The organism is Acerihabitans arboris (assembly GCF_010131535.1).
Classification (GTDB): domain Bacteria; phylum Pseudomonadota; class Gammaproteobacteria; order Enterobacterales; family Enterobacteriaceae; genus Acerihabitans; species Acerihabitans arboris.
The window spans coordinates 103278-124686 of sequence record NZ_WUBS01000009.1; the positions used below are offsets into that span (position 1 = coordinate 103278).

Sequence of the window (21409 nt, forward strand, 5' to 3'; positions counted from 1 at the left end):
ATCATTAAAGAAATATATTTAATAAATACCTCATCATCATGACATTCCGCGATCCCGCCCTGAAAACCGACGGCGGCCCTAATCTTAAGTTATGACGATATGTGCCGCTACAGCCTCAGTGAGGCAGCGGCTTTCCCCAGCCTTAGCCGGCCTGGGCGGGGACGCCGGCAAATACGTCGTCTCCGCGCCCCTGAGGCCGGTAACCGGGGGGAGCAGCGTGGCTTGGCGCGTGTTGATAGCGGAATAATCGTCGGAATAATAACCGGACCGCTATTGCCAGCGAGACAGGCGAATGGGACAATCGGCGCCCCTCTGGCAGGGCGCGGTGGCGCCGCGGGCAAACCAGGAGGTGGCTTATTTCCGGCAATACTGTTTTTTGGCAACACTGTTTTTGAACATAATGGTTATTTTAAATAATGATAAAAAATATAATAACAATTTTGTTGATGCTGTTTGGCGCCTTTATCCTGTGCGCCTGCGCCACCCTGTCCAGCATGCCGATTGACAACGTAAAAGTGGCGGGCCGGGAGTCGGCTGCCCATGGCGATTTAAAAACCCAGGTGGACAATCTGGCGCTGCCCCTGCTTGCCGCCGGTCAAACGCCCGGCCTGGTGGTCGGCGTGCTGCGGCCCGATGGTGAAAAATTCACCTTTGGTTATGGTGTTACCGATAAGCCGCAGGGTGTTGACATCCGCGGCGATACGTTGTTTGCCGTCGGGTCGGTAAGCAAGGGTTTTATTGCCGAGGTGACGGTGGTGCTGGTCCATAAAGGGGTGCTGCGCTGGGATGAAACGCTGGACACCTTATTGCCCTCTAGCGTACCGCTGAGCGCCGACGCGCGCAAAATCACCCTGCTGCAATTAGTCACCCACACGTCCGGCCTGCCCCGGCAAATGCTTTCCGTCGAGATATTAAGTTCTTTCATACATTATTTATTTACCGGCGAGAATTTTTACCGGTCGCTGGATAATGAGAAGGTCATGGATTTCCTGGCCGATTTTCAACGGCCCGCAAGCGTGCAGCCGCGTTATTCCAATCTGGGTTATGCGTTGCTGGATTATATTCTGCAGCACCGCACCGGGAAACAGGTCAACCAGCTGCTGGCGGAAAATATTACCGGGCCGCTGGGCCTGGAACATACCAGCTACAATGCCCGGTTGCTGCCGGGCTATCCGCGGCGGGCAATCGGCCACGCGGGCGATCAGCCTAAGTTTATCCGCCGCGGGCAGGTGGTGCCCGACTGGCATTTTTCATCGTTTATGGTGGGCGCCGCCGGCCTTTATACCAATGCCGACGATCTCCTGACCTATGCCCAGGCGCATATGCGTCCCACCGGTAATCCCGCCCTTGACTCGGCGCTGCGGGACTCCCTGACCGTGCGTTATGACCGAACCCGTCAAGCCGCGGCGCTTGCCTGGATCGTGGATGATATCGGCAGCCAGAAAATCACCTACCAGGTCGGTTTTATCGGCGGTTACTCCAGCTATATCGGGCTGGATACCCGGCATAAAATCGCGGTGGTGGTGCTGCAAAACAGCTTTAACTGGACCAATAATATCGGCCATCGCCTACTGCAGCGCATGGGCGAGGCGGAGGACGAAAAAGCCCGGGCGGCGCAAGGCCGCGCCGGCGTCCACCCCTGACCCGCTGCCATTCGGAACGCCAATATCTTATTGCCCTTTTTTAATCACCAGGCACGTATCGGCGTGCGTGTCGTCACTGGCGGGTTTCGCCGGCTTGGCATATACCTAACGGTATATTGTTTAACCAGCCTTATCTTCGGCGCAGTCGGGACGGCGGAGCGTCCCGGCGGATAATAAGGGTATTTTTCATGACTCATGAGCAAAAGTGGTGGCACCGTTCGGTCGTTTATCAAATCTATCCACGCAGTTTTTATGATGCCGACGGCGACGGCATCGGCGATCTGCGGGGCATTATCCACAAGCTGGATTATCTGGCCCTGCTGGGCGTGGAGGTGCTGTGGCTATGCCCGGTATACGCTTCGCCCAACGATGACAACGGTTACGATATTGCCGATTATTACCGCATCATGGACGAGTTCGGCACCATGGACGACATGGATGAACTGATAGCCGAAGCTGGCAGGCGCGGCTTGAAAATCATGATGGATATCGTGGCTAACCATACCAGCGACGAGCACCGGTGGTTTTGCGAGGCGCGTAAATCGCCGGATAATTCCTTTCATGATTATTATGTCTGGACAAAACAGCCCAACGGGTTAATGTCGGTATTTGGCGGCAGCGCCTGGCAATATGAAGAAAATCTCGGTGAATATTACCTGCATCTGTTCTCGCGCAAGCAGCCGGACCTGAACTGGAGCAATCCCCAGGTGCGCCGTGAAATTGTGGATGTGCTGGCCTACTGGCTGGAAAAAGGCGTAGGCGGCTTTCGGTTTGATGTGATTGATTTGATCGGCAAGATACCTGAACAGCGCATTACCGCCAACGGCCCCCGGCTGCATGACTATGTGCTGGAATTAAATGAGGACGGCTTCGGTCAATATGATGACATCTTAACCGTGGGCGAAGCCTGGGGCGCTACTCCCGAGACCGGGGTGCGCTGGAGCGATCCTGACCGGCATCAGCTAAGCATGATCTTCCAATTCGGCCACCTGACGCTGGATCAGGCCCGGGCGGAAGGGGAGAAATGGGATATCATTCCCTATGATTTACGCGAATTGAAAACAGTGTTAAGCCGCTGGCAAACCGAGCTTTACGGCCGGGGATGGAACAGTCTGTTCTGGAACAACCATGACCTGCCCAGGGTGGTATCGCGCTTTGGCGACGAGGGAGAATACCGGGTCGAGAGCGCCAAGATGCTGGCTACGGTATTACACGGCATGTCCGGCACGCCTTATATCTACCAGGGCGAGGAGATCGGCATGACCAATGTACGTTTCGCCGATATCGACGATTATCGCGATATTGAAACCCGCAATATGTATCGCGAGCGTCTTGCGGCGGGATACCGCCTCCACGGCGTGATGGCCGCGATTTATGCCAAAGGCCGCGATAACGCCCGCACGCCCATGCAGTGGGACACCAGTGAACACGCCGGTTTCAGCCTCGGCACACCCTGGATAAAGGTCAATCCCAACTACTGGGATATCAATGTACTGTCGGCGGTGGAGGATAAAGACTCGGTATTCCACTATTACCGGCGGTTAGTCGCGCTGCGCAAAACGGCGGACTGGTTGGTTTACGGCAGTTATCAGCTGCTGTTGCCCGAGCATGGGCAACTGTTCGCCTACTGCCGGCGATATGAACTTGATGAGTATCTGGTGTTTGGTAATTTCAGCGATCGCACGCTGACCGTCGACCCGGCGGCGCTGCGTCTTTCCCCGCGGGCGGACGTGCTGCTCAATAACTATCCCGACCCGACCGTGCTGGAACACGGCGCTATTCGTCCCTGGGAGGCGGCGATCGTTAAACTCTAACGCCGGAGCCTTATCCCCGGCCTGGCTTCGGCGTGGTAATCCTCGGTCGATAGCCGCCTGGTTCCTGATGAAGACAGGGATGGTGTCGATAGGCGTGTTCGCCTCGATCCAGGCGCCGCCGGGGCGGGTGGCATCAAAAAAGGTCATTTCCTGTTTACTATGGCAACGGCGCCGGCGATCGTTTTTCCTGAAACCGCATGGCCCGAGTACTAATTACTGGATCTGTCCGCCGCCGCTCTATATAAATAAAAAGATAAGGTTGCTTATTATTCGTATAACGGGCGGGCGTCGATGTTAACACTGCGGCAATTACGTCATTTTATTGCGGTGGCCGAGGCCGGCTCCATTTCCGGCGCCGCCCAGGCCACCTTTGTCGCCCAGTCCTCGCTGACGCTGGCGGTGCAGCAACTGGAGGAAGAGCTGGAGGCGTCGCTGTTCGAACGGCACGCCAAAGGCATGACGCTGACCCACCAGGGCCATCAGTTCCTGCGCCAGGCCAACCTGATCCTGGCCACGGTTGATAATGCCAAATTCAGCGTCAAGCAGGGCATGGCGCGCCTAAGCGGCAACCTGACGCTGGGGGTGACCAGCCTGGTATCCGGCTATTTTCTAGTGGATATGCTCACCCGCTTTCGCGCCTGTTATCCGGATGTCACCGTCAGCATCATCGAAGACGAACGCCGTTATATTGAGCATCTGCTGGTCAACGGCGAGATCGATATCGGCGTGCTGATTTTAAGCAACCTGGAAGACCGCCACGCCCTGCAGACCGAAGTGCTGGTCCATTCGCCCTACCGGCTCTGGCTGCCGCCGCTGCATCCGCTGCTGGAGCAGGAGGCCATCGCCCTGGGCGACGTCGCGCCTTATCCGCTGGTGCAGCTCAACGCCGACGAGATGGACCGGCACGCCCGGCAAATCTGGGCCGGGGCCGGGCTGCATCCCTGCGTCGCCATGCGCACCGCGTCCACCGAGGCGGTGCGCAGCATGGTGGCCGCCGGGCTGGGGGTCTCGATCCAGCCGGACATGGCCTACCGTCCCTGGTCGCTGGAAGGCAGCATGATCGAGGCGCGTCAGCTGTCGGATCTGAACGAGCATCTTAATATCGGCCTGGCCTGGCGGCGGGGCAACAGCCGCCCGGAACTGGTCACGCCGTTCCTGGCGCTGGCGCGGGAAAAGACCCCGGCGCGCAAGGTTTCGATTTAACCGAACGGGGCGTTCGTTATTTAGAATTAGTCGCTGGCGGGCCTGTGGGGATAGTCTCGGTGTGTAAGCAATTGTACGCAAGTTGTTAACATCTGCGCCAATACCCGAGGGTGACGCCGTGACCGACCTGTCCCTGTTAACCGAGACCCGCTGGCTCAACTATATCAACGGCGAAACCCTCGCCGGCGATGGGCGCGCGGAGCAGATCATCAATCCCGCCACCGGCGGAATTCTCCTTGCGCTATGCGAAGCCGGCGAGGAACAGGTTATCGGCGCGGTCAACGCCGCCCACCGCGCTTTCCCGCGGTGGGCGGCCACCACCCCGGCCTTTCGCGCCGGCATCCTGCTGGAGATTGCGGCGACCATCGACCGCCACGCCGCCCAGTTGGCCGGGCTGGAAGCGCTGAACTGCGGCAAGCCCCTGCACCAGGCGCGGGAGGACGATATTGTCGCCGCCGCCGATGTATTCCGCTTTTTTGCCGGCGCCGTGCGTTGCCGGCAGGGGCAACTGGCCGGCGAGTATATCCCCGGGCACACCTCGATGCTGCGCCGCGACGCCCTGGGCGTGGTGGCCTCCATCGCGCCCTGGAATTATCCGCTGATGATGGCCGCCTGGAAGCTTGCCCCGGCGCTGGCGGCGGGCAATACGCTGGTATTCAAACCTTCCGAACACACGCCGTTATCGATCCTGGCGCTAATGTCGCGGCTGGACGGCCTGCTGCCGCCGGGCGTGGTTAACGTGGTATTCGGCCGTGGGGAAACCACCGGCGCGGCGCTGATCAATCATCCGCTGGTGCGTATGATTTCGGTGACCGGCGATACCGTGACCGGGCAAAAAATTCTCCAGGCGGCGGTCGGCGGCACCAAGCGCACCCATCTGGAACTGGGGGGCAACGCGCCGGCGATCGTCTGCGATGACGCCGATTTGGACGCGGTGGTGGCGGGCATCCGCCGTTACGGCTATTACAACGCCGGCCAGGACTGTACCGCCGCCTGCCGGGTATATGCCCAGGCCGGTATTTACCCCCGGCTGGTGGACGCGTTGGGTGAGGCGGTGGCCGGACTGCGCTATGCCCGCCCCCTGGATGCGGACAACGAGCTTGGCCCGCTGATTTCATCGCGTCAGCGCGACCGGGTGGCCAGTTTTATCGAACGCGCGCTGGAACAACCGCACATTTCTTTGGTGACCGGCGGCAAGGCCCACGGCGGCCCTGGGTTTTATTATCAGCCGACGCTGCTGGCCGGGTGCCTGCAGCACGATGAAATCATCAAAAAAGAGGTGTTCGGCCCGGTGGTCAGCGTCACCCGGTTCGAGGATGTCGGGCAGGTGCTGGCGTGGGCCAACGACTCGGAGTACGGTCTGGCGTCGTCGGTCTGGACCCGCGATGTCGATTTGGCGTTTTTCCTGGCGTCGACGCTGCAATACGGCTGTACCTGGATCAATACCCATTTCACCCTGGTCAGCGAAATGCCGCACGGCGGGCTGAAAGGCTCGGGCTACGGCAAGGACCTCTCGGGCGAGGCGCTGCAGGAGTACAGCGTGGTGCGCCATATCATGGCCAAATTCGATACCCGTTTTCCCAGCCCCCCCTACCCGGACCCGGCCTGACGCCCAGCCCCGGGTCAACCCAATGACAGGAGACAGGCAATGAATAATATTACGCAGGTAAGCGCCTTATGTATCAGCGTCTTTTGCGGCAGCGCCCTGGCGCGGGCCGCCGATCTCCCCACTCTGTTGGGCAAGGGCGAGGGGCAGGTGGATATCATTGCCTGGCCCGGTTACATCGAGCGCGGCCAGACCGACAAGCAGTATGACTGGGTCACGGCGTTTGAAAAGGAGACCGGCTGCCAGGTTAACGTCAAGACCGCCGCCACCTCCGACGAAATGGTGAGCCTGATGGCCAAGGGCGGCTACGATCTGGTGACCGCCTCGGGCGACGCCTCGCTGCGCCTGATCCTCGGCAAGCGGGTCCAGCCGATCAATACCGCCCTGATCCCCAACTGGAGCAAGATCGATCCGCGCCTGGTTGGCGGGGTCTGGTACAACGTCGACGGCAAGACCTACGGCACGCCGTACCAGTGGGGTCCCAATCTGCTGATGTACAACACCAAGGTATTTACCACCCCGCCGGACAGCTGGTCGGTAGTGTTCGAGCAGCAAAACCTGCCGGACGGCAAAAGCAATAAAGGCCGGGTACAGGCCTATGACGGCCCGATTTATATCGCCGACGCGGCGCTTTACCTGAAGAGCACCCGGCCGCAGCTCGGCATCAAGGATCCCTACCAGCTTAATGAAACCCAGTACCAGGCGGTGCTGGCGCTGCTCAAGCAGCAGCATCCCCTGATCCATCGCTACTGGCACGACACCTCGGTACAGATGAGCGATTTTAAAAACGAAGGCGTGGTGGCGTCCGGCGCCTGGCCCTACCAGGCTAATGCACTGGAAGGCGAGGGGCAGCCGGTCGCCACGGTGATCCCGAAAGAGGGCGTCACCGGCTGGGCGGATACCACCATGCTGCACAGCGGCGCCGCCCATCCCAACTGTGCCTACCGCTGGATGAACTGGTCGCTGGAGCCGAAGGTGCAGGGAGATGTCGCCGCCTGGTTCGGGTCGGTGCCGGCGGTGCCTGAAGGCTGCAAGGCCAGCACCCTGCTGGGGGACAAGGGATGTGAAACCAACGGCTTTAGCCAGTTCGACAAAATCGCCTTCTGGAAAACGCCGACGGCGAAGTGCGACAGCGGCAACGGCGGCCAGTGCGTGTCCTATAGCCGCTGGACCCAGGACTATATCGCCATGATGGGCGGCCGTTAACGCGCCGGTTTGCCCTTGCCGGGCGTACAGGCCGGCAAGGAAATCCGGTATACGGCCTGGCGCCAGGGCAGGGTGGGCAACGCCGCTGCCCGGGGACGCGCAGGCCGGTTATTGACGCGCGGCGCTTTCGTCGGGGCGCCGGCAGGAGGAGTACTGATGAGCAGCGCGGTAAGCCTGGAAAACGTAACCCGCCGTTTTAACGGCGTTCCCGCCGTGGACGGATTGACGCTGGATATTCCCGACGGCGAGTTTTTTTCGCTCCTGGGGCCGTCTGGCTCGGGGAAAAGCACCTGCCTGCGCCTGATAGCCGGTTTTGAGCAGCCGGACAGCGGCGTTATCCGGCTGCACGGCACAGACACCGCCAGCCTGCCGCCCTACCAGCGCGACGTGAATACCGTATTCCAGGACTACGCCCTGTTCCCCCATATGTCGCTGCTCGACAACGTGGCCTACGGCCTGATGGTCAAAGGGGTGGGGCGCGCCGAGCGTATGGTCCGCGCCAGGGCCGCGCTGGCGCGGGTGGAACTGCGCGACGTGCTTAACCGCAAGCCGGCCCACCTGTCCGGCGGCCAGCGCCAGCGGGTGGCGCTGGCGCGCGCGCTGGTCAACGAGCCGCGCATCCTGCTGCTGGACGAGCCGCTGGGGGCGCTGGATCTCAAGCTGCGCGAACAAATGCAGGGCGAGCTGAAAACCCTGCAGCGCGAGTTGGGCATTACCTTTATTTTTGTCACCCACGATCAGGGCGAGGCGCTGTCGATGTCCGATCGGGTGGCGGTATTCGACCAGGGGCGCATTGAACAGGTGGATACGCCGCGCCGGCTGTATTTCCAGCCCCGGAGCCGCTTCGTGGCCAATTTCGTCGGCAGCGCCAACGTTATCGGCGGCGAGCTGGCCCGGGAACTGACCGGCGAAAACGGCGTGTTTGCCGTGCGGCCGGAATTTGCCCGTATCAGCGTGTCGGACCGGCCGGCGCGGTCCGATGAACTGTCGGTCACGGGCGAGCTGAGCAATATCCTGTTCCAGGGCGCCATCACCCGCTATGAGCTGGTGCTGGCCGGGGGAACGCGTTTTTCCGTCAGCGAGACCCATCCCGTTCGATCGTCCATCCAGGAAGGGATTGCCCTGGGCCAGCGGCTGACCGCCTCATGGCCGCGCACGGCCATGAGCGCCCTTGAGGAATGAGGATAATGGATATGGGACTGCCGGACCACCCGAAAGCCGCCGTGCGGCCGGGGCGCGTTATCTCGACCTTCCTCTACCGCCGGCCCACCGTGCTGCTGTTATCGCTGCTGCTGCCGCCGCTGCTGTGGTTTGGCATTGTCTACGTGGGCGCCTTGCTCAGCCTGCTGTGGCAGGGCGCCTATACTTTTGACGATTTCACCATGACGGTGCTGCCGGATCTGACCACCGCCAACCTCGTCGCGCTGTTCAACCCGGCCAACTACGACATTATCCTGCGCACCCTGGCGATGGCGGTGGCGGTGACGCTTGCCAGCGCGCTGCTGGCGTTTCCCCTCGCCTGGTATATGGCGCGTTATACCAGCGGCCGCTGGAAAGCGTTTTTTTATATCGCGGTGATGATGCCGATGTGGGCCAGTTATATCGTCAAGGCCTATGCCTGGACGCTGCTGCTGGCCCATGACGGCGTGATGCAATGGTTTTTACAGCACCTTGGCCTGCAGCCGGCGCTGCAGGCGGTGCTCGCCGTGCCGGGCATCGGCGGCAGCACCTTGTCCACGTCGCATCTGGGCCGCTTTCTGGTGTTCGTGTATATCTGGCTGCCGTTTATGATTTTGCCGATCCAGGCGTCGCTTGAGCGCCTGCCGCCGTCGCTGATGATGGCTTCCGCCGATCTGGGCGCCCGCCCGGGCCAGACGTTCCGGCATGTGGTGCTACCGCTGGCGGTGCCGGGCATCGCCGCCGGCTCCATTTTTACCTTTTCGCTCACCCTGGGCGATTTTATCGTGCCGCAGCTGGTGGGGCCGCCGGGCTATTTTATCGGCAGCATGGTGTATGCCCAGCAGGGAGCCATAGGCAATATGCCGATGGCGGCGGCGTTTACGCTGGTGCCGATGGTGTTGATTGCCCTGTATCTCACCCTCGCCAAACGACTGGGGGCCTTCGATGCGCTCTGATCGCGCGCCGCTGGCGCTGAAACTGGCCGCCTGGGGCGGCATCCTGTTCCTGCATTTCCCCCTGGGGATAATCGCCCTGTACGCCTTCAATACCGAGGACGCGGCGTTTAGCTTTCCGCCCAAGGGGTTTACCTTGCACTGGTTCGAGCTGGCCGCCGGCCGGCCGGATATTTTGTCCGCGCTGTGGCTGTCGCTGCAGGTGGCCTGCCTGGCGACCCTGATCGCCCTGGTGCTGGGCACGCTGGCGGCGGCGGCCCTGTACCGGCGGGATTTCCTGGGCAAGCAGGCCATAACCATGATGATGGTGCTGCCCATCGCCCTGCCGGGCATTATTACCGGCATCGCCCTGTTGTCCGCCTTTAAGGCGCTGGACGTCAGCCCTGGCCTGATGACCATCGTTATCGGCCATGCCACCTTCTGCGTGGTGATGGTGTTCAACAACGTTATCGCCCGCCTGCGCCGCACCTCCTTTAGCCTGATCGAGGCCTCGATGGACCTGGGCGCCGACGGCTGGCAGACCTTCCGTTACGTGGTGATGCCGGGGCTGGCCTCGGCGTTGCTGGCAGGCGGCATGCTGGCGTTTGCGCTGTCGTTTGACGAAATCATCGTCACCACCTTTACCGCCGGCCATGAACGCACGCTGCCGCTGTGGCTGATGAACCAACTGGGCCGTCCGCGCGACGTGCCTATTACCAACGTCGTTTCACTGCTGGTCACCCTGGTGACCATGTTACCCATACTCTGGGCCTACTACCTGACGCGCGGTGGCGAAGGCGTGGCGGGCAGCGGCAAATAACCAAGGACTTTCCCATGCATGACACATTACTGATCAACGGCAGCTCCGTGCCGGGCGCGGGCAAACCGACGCCGGTGATAAACCCGGCCACCGGGGACATTATCGTGACGATTAACGAGGCCAGCCTGGAGCAGGTGGACGCGGCGGTGATGGCGGCGGACGCGGCGTTTGAACACTGGGGCCAGACCACGCCGAAAACCCGCGCGGCGATGCTCTTGCAACTGGCCGCCGCCATCGAACAGCACGGCGAGGCGCTGGCGCGCCTGGAATCGCTGAACTGCGGCAAGCCCTATCACTGCGTGATCAACGATGAAATACCGGCGGTGGCGGATGTGTTCCGTTTCTTCGCCGGCGCCAGCCGCTGCCTGGGCGGCAGCGCCGCCGGGGAATACCTGGAAGGGCACACCTCCATGATTCGTCGCGACCCCATCGGGGTGATCGCCTCCATCGCGCCGTGGAACTATCCGCTGATGATGGCGGCCTGGAAGCTGGCCCCGGCGCTGGCCGCCGGCAATTGCGTGGTGTTTAAACCCGCCGAGCAAACGCCGCTGACCGCGCTCTACCTGGCGCGGCTGATGGCGGTGATCCTGCCGGCCGGCGTGGTCAACGTGCTGTTCGGCACCGGCGCGGAAATGGGCGACGCCCTGACCGGCCACGAGCGGGTGCGCATGGTGTCGCTGACCGGCTCGATTGCCACCGGCGCGCATATCCTGTCCCATACCGCCGGCGGCGTTAAAAAAACCCATATGGAGCTGGGCGGCAAGGCGCCGGTGATCGTGTTCGACGATGTCGATATCAATGAGGTGGTGGCCGGGGTAAGGACCTTCGGCTTTTACAATGCCGGCCAGGACTGCACCGCCGCCTGCAGGCTCTATGTGCAGCGCGGCGTCTACGACAAGCTGGTGGAGGCGTTGGGCCAAAGCGTCGCTTCGCTTAAAACCGGCGATCCGGCCGATGCCGATACCGAACTGGGACCCTTGATTACCGCCGCGCACCTGCGGCGGGTCAGCGGTTTTGTCGAGCGCGCCAGGGCGCTGCCGCATATCCGGGTGATCACCGGCGGCGCCCCCATCGACGGGCCGGGCTATTATTTTGCCCCCACGGTGCTGGCCGACGCGCGCCAGGAGGATGAAATCGTCCAGCGGGAAGTGTTCGGGCCGGTGGTCACCGTCACGGTATTTGACGACGAGGCGCAGGCGATCCGCTGGGCCAATGCGTCGCCTTACGGACTGGCGTCGTCGGTCTGGACGCGGGATATCGGCCGCGCCCACAGGGTCACCGCCCGTTTGCAATACGGCTGCACCTGGGTCAACACCCATTTTATGCTGGTCAGCGAGATGCCCCACGGCGGCCAGAAGCTGTCCGGCTTCGGCAAGGATCTGTCGATGTACGGCCTGGAAGACTATACCGCCGTGCGGCACGTGATGATCCGTCATTAACCCTTCATCAACCGGGGCGGCGGCGAATATCCCGTTTCGCCGCCGCCTGTGTTGCCGAAAAAAGCCTGGGAAAAAAATATAATAAAAAGCCTGAAATCAGGCATAAAAAGATTGCCGTTACGCTTCCCGTCTGCTATAAAATCCTGCGTTAAAAATATTATTGCTTTTATCTCATTGGTCAGACGCACTTATTTAAGGCATGCGCGATCCATCGTGGTGCATTGCCGTCTTCGCAATAAAACCTCCTTATTTTTTCCTCTTGGTTATTTCAGTATTTCCGGCTGTTATTCATTTCCAATCTTGCGCTAATAACTCTTTTTATTGATGGATTTCATATTTTGTTCTAAATATATACAGGTAGTTACAGTTGGCCCGGACGCTGCATCTGTCAGATCGATATCATATGATATCTCCTTCCAAGGAGCTTATTTTGTCTCGTTCAACCCCCATGCTTACCCCGTTAGAATGTACTCAGCAGGCGCTTAAGTGGATTGAGAAAAAAACGCTGACGCATGATGAGATGATCAACCTGAATAAGGAAGTGATAAACAATTTTAAAGAGTATGTGAATCCCGGTTTTCTTGATTATCGTAAATCAGTCACGGTAGGCGGGGATTACGGAGCCGTAGAATGGCGAGCCGGTGGACTTAATACACTGCTCGACACCCAGGGCAGGGAATATATCGATTGCCTGGGGGGTTTTGGCATTTTCAACGTGGGGCACCGTAATCCAAAAGTTCTTTCCGCCGTCGAAAACCAAATGGCGAAACAACCGCTCCATAGCCAGGAATTGCTCGATCCGCTGCGCTCGATGCTGGCCAAAACCCTGGCGGCGGTGACGCCCGGCAGGCTTAAATACAGTTTTTTCAGCAATAGCGGCACCGAATCCGTCGAGGGCGCGCTGAAGCTGGCGAAGGCCTACCAGACTCCGCGCGGCAAGACCACCTTTATCGCCGCCACCGGCGCGTTCCACGGTAAAACCCTCGGCGCGCTGTCCGCCACCGCCAAATCCACCTTCCGCCGTCCTTTTATGCCGATGCTGCAGGGCTTCGATCATGTGCCGTTCGGCGATATCGGGGCAATGCGCGATCGCGTCTATCGCTGCCGGTCCACCGGCGCGGACGTGGCGGCCATCATCCTGGAACCGATCCAGGGCGAGGGCGGGGTGATTATTCCGCCGGCGGGCTACCTGACGGCGGTCAGGGCGCTGTGCGACGAGGTGGGCGCGCTGCTGATCCTCGACGAAGTACAGACCGGCATGGGCCGCACCGGCAAGATGTTTGCCTGCGAACATGAAGGCGTCCAGCCGGATATCCTCTGCCTGGCCAAGGCGCTCGGCGGCGGCGTGATGCCTATCGGCGCCACGGTAGCCACCGAAGAGGTGTTTTCGGTGCTGTTCGAGAATCCGTTTTTGCATACCACCACCTTTGGCGGCAACCCGCTGGCCTGCGCGGCGGCGCTGGCCACCATTAACGTGCTGCTCAGCGAAGATCTGCCGGCGCAGGCGGCGCTTAAGGGCCGGTTCCTGCTCAAGGGTTTTGTCCGGCTGGCGTCGGCCTATCCGGAGTTTATGGTGGAGGCGCGCGGGCGCGGACTGTTGCAGGCGCTGGAATTCAGGCGCAATGATATCGGGTATGCTTTTGCCCAGGGGATGTTCCAGCATCAGATCCTGGTGGCGGGCACGCTGAACAATGCCAAAACCATCCGCATCGAGCCGCCGCTGACCATTTCGCTGGATTATTGCCAGCAGGTGCTGGCGGTGGCCGAACGGGTGCTGGGCCGGATGCGCGGCAAGGAGCCGGTCCACCACAAGACCCCGGCGACGGTTGCCCAGCCCCAGTCGCACATCCAGGTCCCGGTGGCGGCCTCGACCGGTTTGACCGCGTAGGGCCAATCCAGCCCAGCCCATCATAAAAAAGGTCTCGCTAAGAGACCTTATTGCTTTATTGTCAAGACTCAGCCGACCGGCATCACCTGGCGGCCCAGCTGTTCGTTTATGACCTGCGCCATGGCCAGATAGATGGCGCTGGCGCCGCAGAACAGGCCGACATACCCGGCAACGACGATGATCTGATGGTTGCCGGTAATATTGCCGGCGGCCAGCAGGGCAAACAGCACGGTCAGGCTGCCGAACACGATTTGCAGCCCCCGGCTGGATTTAAGGGTACCCAAAAACATAAACAGGGTAAAAATGCCCCACAGCGCCAGGTACACGCCCAGGAATACCGCGTCGCTCGGCTCGGCCAATCCCATGCGCGGCAACATCAGTATCCCCACCAGGCTCAGCCAGAACGCGCCGTACGAGGTGAACGCCGTGGTGCCGAAGGTATTGCCGTGCTTATATTCCATGATACCGGCGATGATTTGCGCGATACCGCCGTAAAAAATACCCATACTGATAATGATTGAGGTCAAAGGGAAAAAACCAGCGTTATGCAGGTTTAGCAATATGGTGGTCATCCCAAAACCCATTAATCCCAGCGGGCCGGGGTTCGCCAACTTGTTGGTATGCATATATCCTCAGCAGAAAAAGGCAAAATGAAGTGGACTGACTCTCCTTTCGGGGCCCGCGACGGCGAAGATGGCTCCCCGCCCGGCGAAGGGCTGCGGCATCATAATGACCTTACTCGGCTGAAACAATGATTTAGATTAGCCTGGAGCGGTTTTTGTCTTTTTTTTCCCCGGCATGAAAAAAGGGTGCGCCTGAGCGCACCAATGTTCTGCCAAATATCAGCAGTATCGGGATAACCTCACCCCTTGCCTTTTACACTGCTGATAAATGTTTGCCGTGCCGATGACGACCCCAGCCGCTCCGCTTCGTTAAGCAGTTTAAGCGCCTTGTCGATATTGCCCTCGCGCACCGCTTGTTTAATGGCTTGATTAAAATAGCGCTCGGTATCGGTAAGCATCGGCGCGGCCGGCGCGACAGCCGCCGGAGCCTGGGACGCCACCGGCGCGGCGTTGCCGACCACGACCGGCTGCGTTTCCGGGCCGGAGAAAATCTGGCCGATGGTAATATTGCCGCTCTTCTGTTCCGCCGCCACGTTTAACCTGAGGGCCCCGGTTTCGCTATGGCGGCCGATGGGATCGGGAATATCAGGCACCGCGTTGCCTACCCCCTCGGCGTAGGCTTTGGCCGGATTGGACATGGTGGTGGTGGCCAGCAGATCCTGGCGGGTGGTGTAGATCAGCAGGTAAATTTGTTTTTGACCCAGGGCGGGGGTGAGCTTAAGCGTGCCCTCCAGCCGGTCCATCGACATGCCCCCCGGTTTTTCATAGGGAAAATAGCTGCTGGGGAAGAACGCCGCCGGATGCATTTGCTCATCCAGCACCAGCACGTTGGGGGCAAAGACCGACTGGCCTTTCGCCAGGCTGCTCAGGGTGACGGACAGCGATCCGCGGTTCGCCGGCAGGGTCACGGCGGCCACCGGCCCGGTGATGTCGCCCGCTTGGATCCGGGGCGAGGCGCCGTCGAGGATAATTTCCTGTTTAACCGGCGGCATCAGCGTCTGCCAGGGCAACTGTCTCAGGGTGGACTGCGGTATCACCGGCGCTACCGACATATCTTGCGGATTGGTCTGGGTATCGGCCAGCGTGGCGGCCGGCAGGATGGCGCTCAGTGCGGCCATCAGGCACAGGGAAAGCATTTTTATTTTCATTATTGTCGCCTTATCAGCGTGACGAGCGGCGGGCCGGCGCCGGGCAAGTAGCGCAGGCCCGCCAGGTGCTTATACAGCGCGACCCGTCAACAGGCCGCGCCGGGGGTTATTTCCACCAGGCTTCCATTTGCACGCCGAAGGCGACTTCGTCGTCCTTACCGCGGCTGAAGGTGGTACTGCTGTTATCGCTATAGGCGACGCCGTTGGTATAACCCGCGTTGTTATCGCCATAACCCCATTTTTCATTCCATTTGGCATAGGTCGCGAACAGGCGGATTGCCGGACGGGAGAAGATGCTGTCACCGGCCTGCCACTGCTGCGCCAGCGTCACCTTGTACTGATCGTTACGATCGCTGGTACGTTGGGACTTGACGTTGTCGTAGCCCACTTCCAGCAGGGTGCTCATGATCGGGGTCCATTTGTACATCGGGCGCACGCCGACGGTGTACCAGGTGGTGCCGTTGTTGTTGTCGCGGTCGACATCCTGGTACATGGCGACATACATCATTGCCCACTTGTCGTTAAAGTCCAGGCCGCCGTGGTCCAGCACGCGGATCATATGGCCGTCGTTATCGACGTAGGAGCCGTGCGGACGACCGGTATTATCGGTGGTCATGGCGTCGGTGGCGTATTGCAGCACAAACTTGTTAAAGCCGTTGCCGATGGTTTGCGTGTGTTCCAACGTGGCCATGGTGCCGTCCTTGGTGGCCCCGTCCGCCAGGTTGAAGTTGTCCTGCACGTTGGCGCGGCCATAATCGACGCCAAACTCCAGTTTGCCGCCGGGGTTGGTCTCCAGTTCGGCAATACGCACGTCATAGATGTCGTTGATGGTCGGCACCTGGTTGAGCTGGTTATCGATATAACCATAGGAGCCGCCGGCCTCGCTGTTACGCGTCACCGCCAGCGACAGCTTGCCCACGCCCAAATCGATATTTTCCAATCCGGCGCCGGGACCGGAAATGTCCCAGTAGTAGAAGTCGATCATATGGACGTCGTGACGTTGATAGAAGCGTTTACCGGCCCACATATTGGCGCCCGGCAGCGAATCGATCAGGTTTTTACCCACCACGTTGACTTCGCGGAAGCTCGGTTCCAACGGTTCGTCATCGTTACGCTGGGAGACGGAATAACCGACGTTGGTATCAAAATAGAAGCTTTTGTCGCCTTCGCGCCACAGCTCCTGCCCGAGTTTAAGTTCGGCGTAGGTTTCGCATTCGTTGCCGAGGCGGTATTTACTGGAGGCGCCGGTGGCCTTGAAGCATTGCTGTTCGCCGCCGCTCCCGGTCCAGCCGATGCCGGAACGGGCATAACCGCCAAAATCCACCGCCATCGCCTGGGCGGAAACCGCGCCGGCGATGATTGCCACTGACAAAGGTAATACGCGTAGGTTAGTCATTATTTTCTCCTGATTATTATTGCCTGCGAACAGGCAGACTTATACGCCCGGTTCCTGGTGTAACCGTCGGCAGGCGCTGCCATCCTCACGGAATAAATGGCAACGCTGGGGCGGCAGGCCGATAGCGAATAGGGCACCCTCGTTGACCAACACCACATCATTCTGGCGATAGACCAGATTGAGGCGGATGGAGGGAATTTGAATATGGATCAGGGTTTCATACCCCAGTTGCTCTACTACCTGCACCACGCCCTCCAGGACGACATCGGCGATATTGCCGGCCAGCAAATGCTCAGGACGGATGCCCAGCGACATATTGGCGCCGACCTCCACCCGGCTGCTCTCCACCGGCAGCCACACCTTCCGCCCGTTGGGCAGCCCGACCTGTACCTGGTCGATGGCGATGGCGGTCACTTTTACCGGCAGGAAATTCATCTTGGGCGAGCCGATAAACCCGGCGACAAAACGATTGGCCGGGTAGTGATACAGTTCCAGCGGTTTGCCGAACTGCGCAATGCGACCGCCGTCGAGCACCACGATCTTGTCCGCCAGCGTCATCGCCTCGGTCTGGTCATGGGTGACGTAAATCATGGTGCGCCGCAGACGCTGGTGCAGGCGCGAAATCTCGATGCGCATCTGCACCCGCAGCGCGGCGTCCAGGTTCGACAGCGGCTCGTCGAGCAGGAACACCTGCGGTTCCGCCACCAGGGTACGGCCGATGGCGACCCGCTGGCGCTGCCCGCCGGACAACGCCTTGGGGCGGCGTTCCAGCAGATGGCCGAGCTGGAGAATATCCGCCACCTGGTTCACCCGGAGGTTGATTTCCTCTTTTTTGACCCGGGCCAGCTTCAGGCCGAAGGACATATTGCCCGCCACCGTCAGGTGCGGATAAAGCGCATAGGACTGGAAAACCATGCCGACCCCCCGTTCTGCGGGCGGCACCTCGTTCATCCGGCGATCGTCGATTTTCAGCTCGCCGGAGGTAATGTCCTCCAGCCCGGCAATTATTCTCAGCAAGGTGGATTTGCCGCAGCCCGACGGGCCGACAAACACCACGAACTCTCCTTCGCCGATATCCAGGTTGATATCGCTGAAAATCACGTGGTCACCGTAGCTTTTGCCGATATTGCGCAGCGTCACGCTTGCCATAGGCCCTGGTTCCTGCCTCTCTTTGCCCCGCCGCCCGCCGCCCGGCGGTGCGGCGGCAGGTTGACATCTAGTGTCGGCAAGTGTGAGTGAAACGCGCGGGAGGGAAATCCTCCGGGGGCGGCTTTTTTCAAGGGGGAGACGGCGGGATGACGTTGCTGAGCAATTGACGGCCATGGCGGCGGCGAGCCGGTAAAAGCGTGACGGTTGCCGCAAGTATCCAGCATGCTTTTTGTGGCTTGCCGCGCAAATTGCCCATGGAGTGTTAATGCGGTCACAGCGGGGGACCCAGGGGCGTAGGGCGGGGGAGGATGAGCGTGGCAAAAGTTATGCGCACTATGTCCAGATTGTCGATTCATCACGGTTTTCCGCGCGCCCGGACGCCGCCGGCCTGGTTACAGGTCCGGTTCCTGTCGGGGACTCGCTTTCCGCGCCTGCGGGACATCGCCACATGTAAGGATGGAACTATGGCTAGCATCACATGCGCTCTTTGTACCCTGACGCTGTCGGCCGTAATCTCGGCGATGGCCTGCTCGCCGGCCTTGGCCAAAATAGAGGAAGGTCGGCTGCTTATCTGGATCAACGGCGATAAGAGCTACAACGGCCTGGCTGAAGTCGGCAAGAAGTTTGCACAGGATACCGGCATTAAGGTGAGCGTAGAGCATCCCGATAAGCTGGAGGAGAAGTATCCCCAGGTGGCGGCGACCGGCGATGGACCGGACATTATTTTATGGGCGCACGACAGGTTTGGCGGTTACGCCCAGTCCGGCCTGCTGGCGGAGGTCACCCCGGACCAGGCGTTCCAGGATAAGCTGTTTCCTTTTACCTGGGACGCGGTGCGCTACGACGGCAAGTTGATCGGTTATCCCATCGCGGTGGAATCCCTGTCGCTGATTTACAACAAAGACCTGATCGGCGCGCCGCCGAAAACCTGGGAAGAGATCCCGGCGCTTGACACCCAGCTGCGCGCCAAGGGTAAAAGCGCCATTATGTGGAACCTGCAGGAACCCTACTTTACCTGGCCGATTATCGCCGCCGCCGGCGGTTACGCCTTTAAGGCGGAAAACGGCGGCTACAACACCCAGGATGTCGGGGTGAACAACGCCGGCTCCCGCGCCGGGCTGCAGTTTATCGTCGATCTGATCAAGAACGGGCACATCAGCGCCGACACCGATTATTCCGTTTCGGACGCCGCCTTTAACCGGGGACAAACCGCCATGACCATCGACGGACCCTGGGCCTGGGGCAATCTGGAAAAAAGCGGCGTCCACTACGGCGTGGCGGCATTGCCCACCTTCCGGGGCCAGCCCTCTAAACCCTTTGTCGGCGTGCTCAGCGCCGGGATTAATGCCGCCAGCCCCAATAAGGAACTGGCGAAAGAGTTCCTGGAAAACTATCTGCTGACCCAGGACGGTCTGGGCGCCATGAATAAAGACAAGCCGCTCGGCGCGGTGGCGCTGAAAAGTTATCAGGCCGGACTGGCCAGGGATCCGCGTATCGCCGCCACTATGGATAATGCGCAAAGGGGCGAGATCATGCCGAATATTCCGCAGATGAGCGCTTTTTGGTATGCCGAGCGCAGCGCGGTGGTCAACGCCATCAACGGTAAACAAAGCGTGCAGGACGCGCTGGACGGGGTAAAGGCGCGCATCATCAAATGACCCGTCGGCCCGGGGCCGTGCCTGGAGTCGGGTTATCTCCCGCCGTCACGGCGCGTGCGGGCCATTGGCTGGTCAACCGTCGTCACGGCGCGTGCGAGCAATCAGGTTGTCATTCGCCGTTATAGGAAGGGTTATGTCAAAACTTGGCTCAGCTCCCCTGTCCCGCAGGTCCGCGCGCCGGTGGCGCCATCGGTACGTGAAGTGGCCGATGGTGGTTTTTTGCGCCCTGGCCATCGCCTGGATGGTGATACCGATGTATGCCCGGGGCGAATATCTGTTCGCCATGCTGACGCTTATCCTGGCCGGCGCCTGGCTGGCCATCTTCGCCAACGCCGGGGCGTATGCCTGGCGCTATGTTTATCCCGGCCTGGCGGGCGTCGGGCTGTTTGTGCTGTTTCCGTTGGCCTGCACCATCGGTATCGCGTTTACCAACTACGGCAGCGTGCATCAGCTGACCTTTGACCGCGCGCAATCGGTGTTGCTGGAACGGCAATTACAGTCCGGCAAATCCTACGGCTTCAGCCTGTATGGCCAGGATGACGCGTGGCGGCTGGCATTGACCGATGACGTGAACGGCGGGCTTTGGGTCTCGCCGGTGTTCACGGCGGACGACGGCCGGGAGCGGACGTTGGTTATGCAAGCGAGCGACGCGCCGCCAGCGGGGGCGCGGGGTACGCTCAGGGCGGTCACGCGGCATCGCCAGGCGCTGGGGCGGCTGACGCTGCAACTGCCCGACGGCGCGCGGCTGCGCATCAGCTCGTTACGGCAGTTTTCCAGCCTGCGGCCGCTGTATGTCCTGGGCGAGCGGGATAGCCTGACCGACAGCCATAGCGGGAAAGAATACCGGCCCAACCCGGCCACGGGTTTTTACCAGGCGGTGAATGCCGAAGGACGTTTTGTCGACGGCCAGCTCAGCCCCGGGTATACCGTGCCGGTGGGCTGGAAAAATTTCATGCGCGTAGTGCAGGACCAGGGGATCCAGAAACCTTTCCTGGCGATATTCGTCTGGACCATCGTGTTTTCGTTGCTAACCGTGGTCCTGACCGTGGCCATCGGCATGGTATTGGCCTGCGTGGTGCAATGGGAGGCGCTGAGGGGCCGCGCCCTGTACCGGCTGTTGCTGATTTTACCTTATGCCGTGCCGTCGTTCATCTCGATACTGATTTTCAAGGGGTTGTTTAACCAGAGTTTCGGCGAAATCAACCTGATGCTTAACGCCCTGTTCGGCATCAGGCCCAGTTGGTTCCAGGCCCCGCTGCTGGCCCGGCTGATGCTGGTGGTGGTGAACGCCTGGCTCGGTTATCCCTATATGATGATTTTATGCATGGGGCTGCTGAAATCCATCCCCGATGATTTATACGAGGCCTCGGCCATGGACGGCGCCGGGCCGTTGCAGAATTTCTTTGGTATTACGCTGCCGCTGCTGATTAAGCCGCTGACGCCGCTGATTATTGCCAGCTTTGCGTTTAATTTTAATAACTTTGTGCTGATCCAGCTGTTGACCAACGGCGGACCGGACCGCATCGGCACCACCACGCCGGCGGGTTATACCGATTTGCTGGTGAGTTATACCTACCGTATCGCCTTCGAAGGCGGCGGCGGGCAGGATTTTGGCCTGGCCGCCGCCATTGCCACCATCATCTTCCTGCTGGTGGGCGGGCTGGCGATACTGAACCTGAAAGCAACACGTTTGACGTTTGATTAA

At 60.3% G+C, this 21409-nt stretch carries 17 protein-coding genes; 12 read left to right on the forward strand and 5 right to left on the reverse strand.

Features of this window, described 5'->3' with window-relative positions; genetic code table 11:
• Positions 1 to 416: 416 nt before the first annotated feature.
• The 9 genes from GRH90_RS13765 to patD all read left to right on the forward strand — a co-directional run bounded on the left by GRH90_RS13765 (position 417) and on the right by patD (position 11842).
• Positions 417 to 1643 carry a serine hydrolase domain-containing protein gene (locus tag GRH90_RS13765; RefSeq protein ID WP_246236041.1) on the forward strand — a complete coding sequence of 409 codons (1227 nt, stop codon included), beginning with the start codon at positions 417 to 419 and terminating at the stop codon, positions 1641 to 1643.
• A 188-nt stretch (positions 1644 to 1831) separates the two neighbouring features.
• The gene (locus GRH90_RS13770) at positions 1832 to 3457 is read left to right on the forward strand and encodes a glycoside hydrolase family 13 protein (RefSeq protein ID WP_162366527.1); all 1626 of its coding nucleotides are present in this window, start codon (positions 1832 to 1834) and stop codon (positions 3455 to 3457) included.
• A 291-nt stretch (positions 3458 to 3748) separates the two neighbouring features.
• Entirely contained in the window at positions 3749 to 4660 is a 912-nt protein-coding gene (locus GRH90_RS13775; protein WP_162366528.1) for a LysR substrate-binding domain-containing protein, read from the forward strand.
• Between the two features lie 118 nt (positions 4661 to 4778).
• On the forward strand, positions 4779 to 6269 hold the full coding sequence (locus GRH90_RS13780) for a gamma-aminobutyraldehyde dehydrogenase (protein ID WP_162366529.1): 1491 nt from the start codon (positions 4779 to 4781) through the stop codon (positions 6267 to 6269).
• A gap of 39 nt (positions 6270 to 6308) precedes the next feature.
• Positions 6309 to 7472: a putative ABC transporter substrate-binding protein YdcS gene (gene ydcS / locus GRH90_RS13785; protein WP_162366530.1), complete on the forward strand. Its 1164-nt coding sequence runs from the start codon at positions 6309 to 6311 to the stop codon at positions 7470 to 7472.
• Between the two features lie 156 nt (positions 7473 to 7628).
• The gene (locus GRH90_RS13790) at positions 7629 to 8654 is read left to right on the forward strand and encodes an ABC transporter ATP-binding protein (protein WP_162366531.1); all 1026 of its coding nucleotides are present in this window, start codon (positions 7629 to 7631) and stop codon (positions 8652 to 8654) included.
• Positions 8655 to 8659: 5 nt separating this feature from the next.
• Complete coding sequence (locus tag GRH90_RS13795) at positions 8660 to 9607, forward strand: ABC transporter permease (RefSeq protein ID WP_162366532.1); 948 nt, start codon at positions 8660 to 8662, stop codon at positions 9605 to 9607.
• On the forward strand, positions 9597 to 10403 hold the full coding sequence (locus tag GRH90_RS13800; RefSeq protein ID WP_162366533.1) for an ABC transporter permease: 807 nt from the start codon (positions 9597 to 9599) through the stop codon (positions 10401 to 10403). The genes GRH90_RS13795 and GRH90_RS13800 overlap by 11 nt, the downstream gene beginning before the upstream one ends.
• Before the next feature lie 14 nt (positions 10404 to 10417).
• A complete protein-coding gene (gene patD / locus GRH90_RS13805) occupies positions 10418 to 11842 on the forward strand; it encodes an aminobutyraldehyde dehydrogenase (protein WP_162366534.1) in 1425 nt (474 codons plus the stop codon).
• Here patD and GRH90_RS13810 read toward each other — a convergent pair.
• Positions 11839 to 12030 carry a hypothetical protein gene (locus GRH90_RS13810; RefSeq protein WP_162366535.1) on the reverse strand — a complete coding sequence of 64 codons (192 nt, stop codon included), beginning with the start codon at positions 12028 to 12030 and terminating at the stop codon, positions 11839 to 11841. The genes patD and GRH90_RS13810 overlap by 4 nt on opposite strands.
• Positions 12031 to 12272: 242 nt before the next feature.
• Here GRH90_RS13810 and ygjG point away from each other — a divergent pair, with 242 nt between their 5' ends.
• Positions 12273 to 13730, forward strand: coding sequence for a putrescine aminotransferase (ygjG, locus tag GRH90_RS13815; RefSeq protein WP_376766080.1), 1458 nt, complete (start codon positions 12273 to 12275; stop codon positions 13728 to 13730).
• Between the two features lie 68 nt (positions 13731 to 13798).
• Here the strand turns inward: ygjG and satP are convergent, their stop codons facing one another.
• The 4 genes from satP to malK form a co-directional block, all read right to left on the reverse strand.
• Positions 13799 to 14356, reverse strand: a complete 558-nt coding sequence (gene satP / locus GRH90_RS13820; protein ID WP_162366537.1) for an acetate uptake transporter — start codon at positions 14354 to 14356, stop codon at positions 13799 to 13801.
• 236 nt (positions 14357 to 14592) lie between these two features.
• The gene (gene malM, locus GRH90_RS13825; protein WP_162366538.1) at positions 14593 to 15501 is read right to left on the reverse strand and encodes a maltose operon protein MalM; all 909 of its coding nucleotides are present in this window, start codon (positions 15499 to 15501) and stop codon (positions 14593 to 14595) included.
• Between the two features lie 106 nt (positions 15502 to 15607).
• Positions 15608 to 16897: a maltoporin gene (locus GRH90_RS13830; RefSeq protein ID WP_162366539.1), complete on the reverse strand. Its 1290-nt coding sequence runs from the start codon at positions 16895 to 16897 to the stop codon at positions 15608 to 15610.
• 39 nt (positions 16898 to 16936) lie between these two features.
• Positions 16937 to 18046 carry a maltose/maltodextrin ABC transporter ATP-binding protein MalK gene (malK, locus tag GRH90_RS13835; protein ID WP_162366540.1) on the reverse strand — a complete coding sequence of 370 codons (1110 nt, stop codon included), beginning with the start codon at positions 18044 to 18046 and terminating at the stop codon, positions 16937 to 16939.
• Between the two features lie 464 nt (positions 18047 to 18510).
• On the opposite strand from malK, the gene malE reads away from it, so the two are divergent.
• Both malE and malF read left to right on the forward strand, forming a co-directional pair.
• Entirely contained in the window at positions 18511 to 19704 is a 1194-nt protein-coding gene (malE, locus tag GRH90_RS13840) for a maltose/maltodextrin ABC transporter substrate-binding protein MalE (protein WP_162366541.1), read from the forward strand.
• A gap of 208 nt (positions 19705 to 19912) precedes the next feature.
• Positions 19913 to 21409 carry a maltose ABC transporter permease MalF gene (gene malF / locus GRH90_RS13845; protein ID WP_246236057.1) on the forward strand — a complete coding sequence of 499 codons (1497 nt, stop codon included), beginning with the start codon at positions 19913 to 19915 and terminating at the stop codon, positions 21407 to 21409.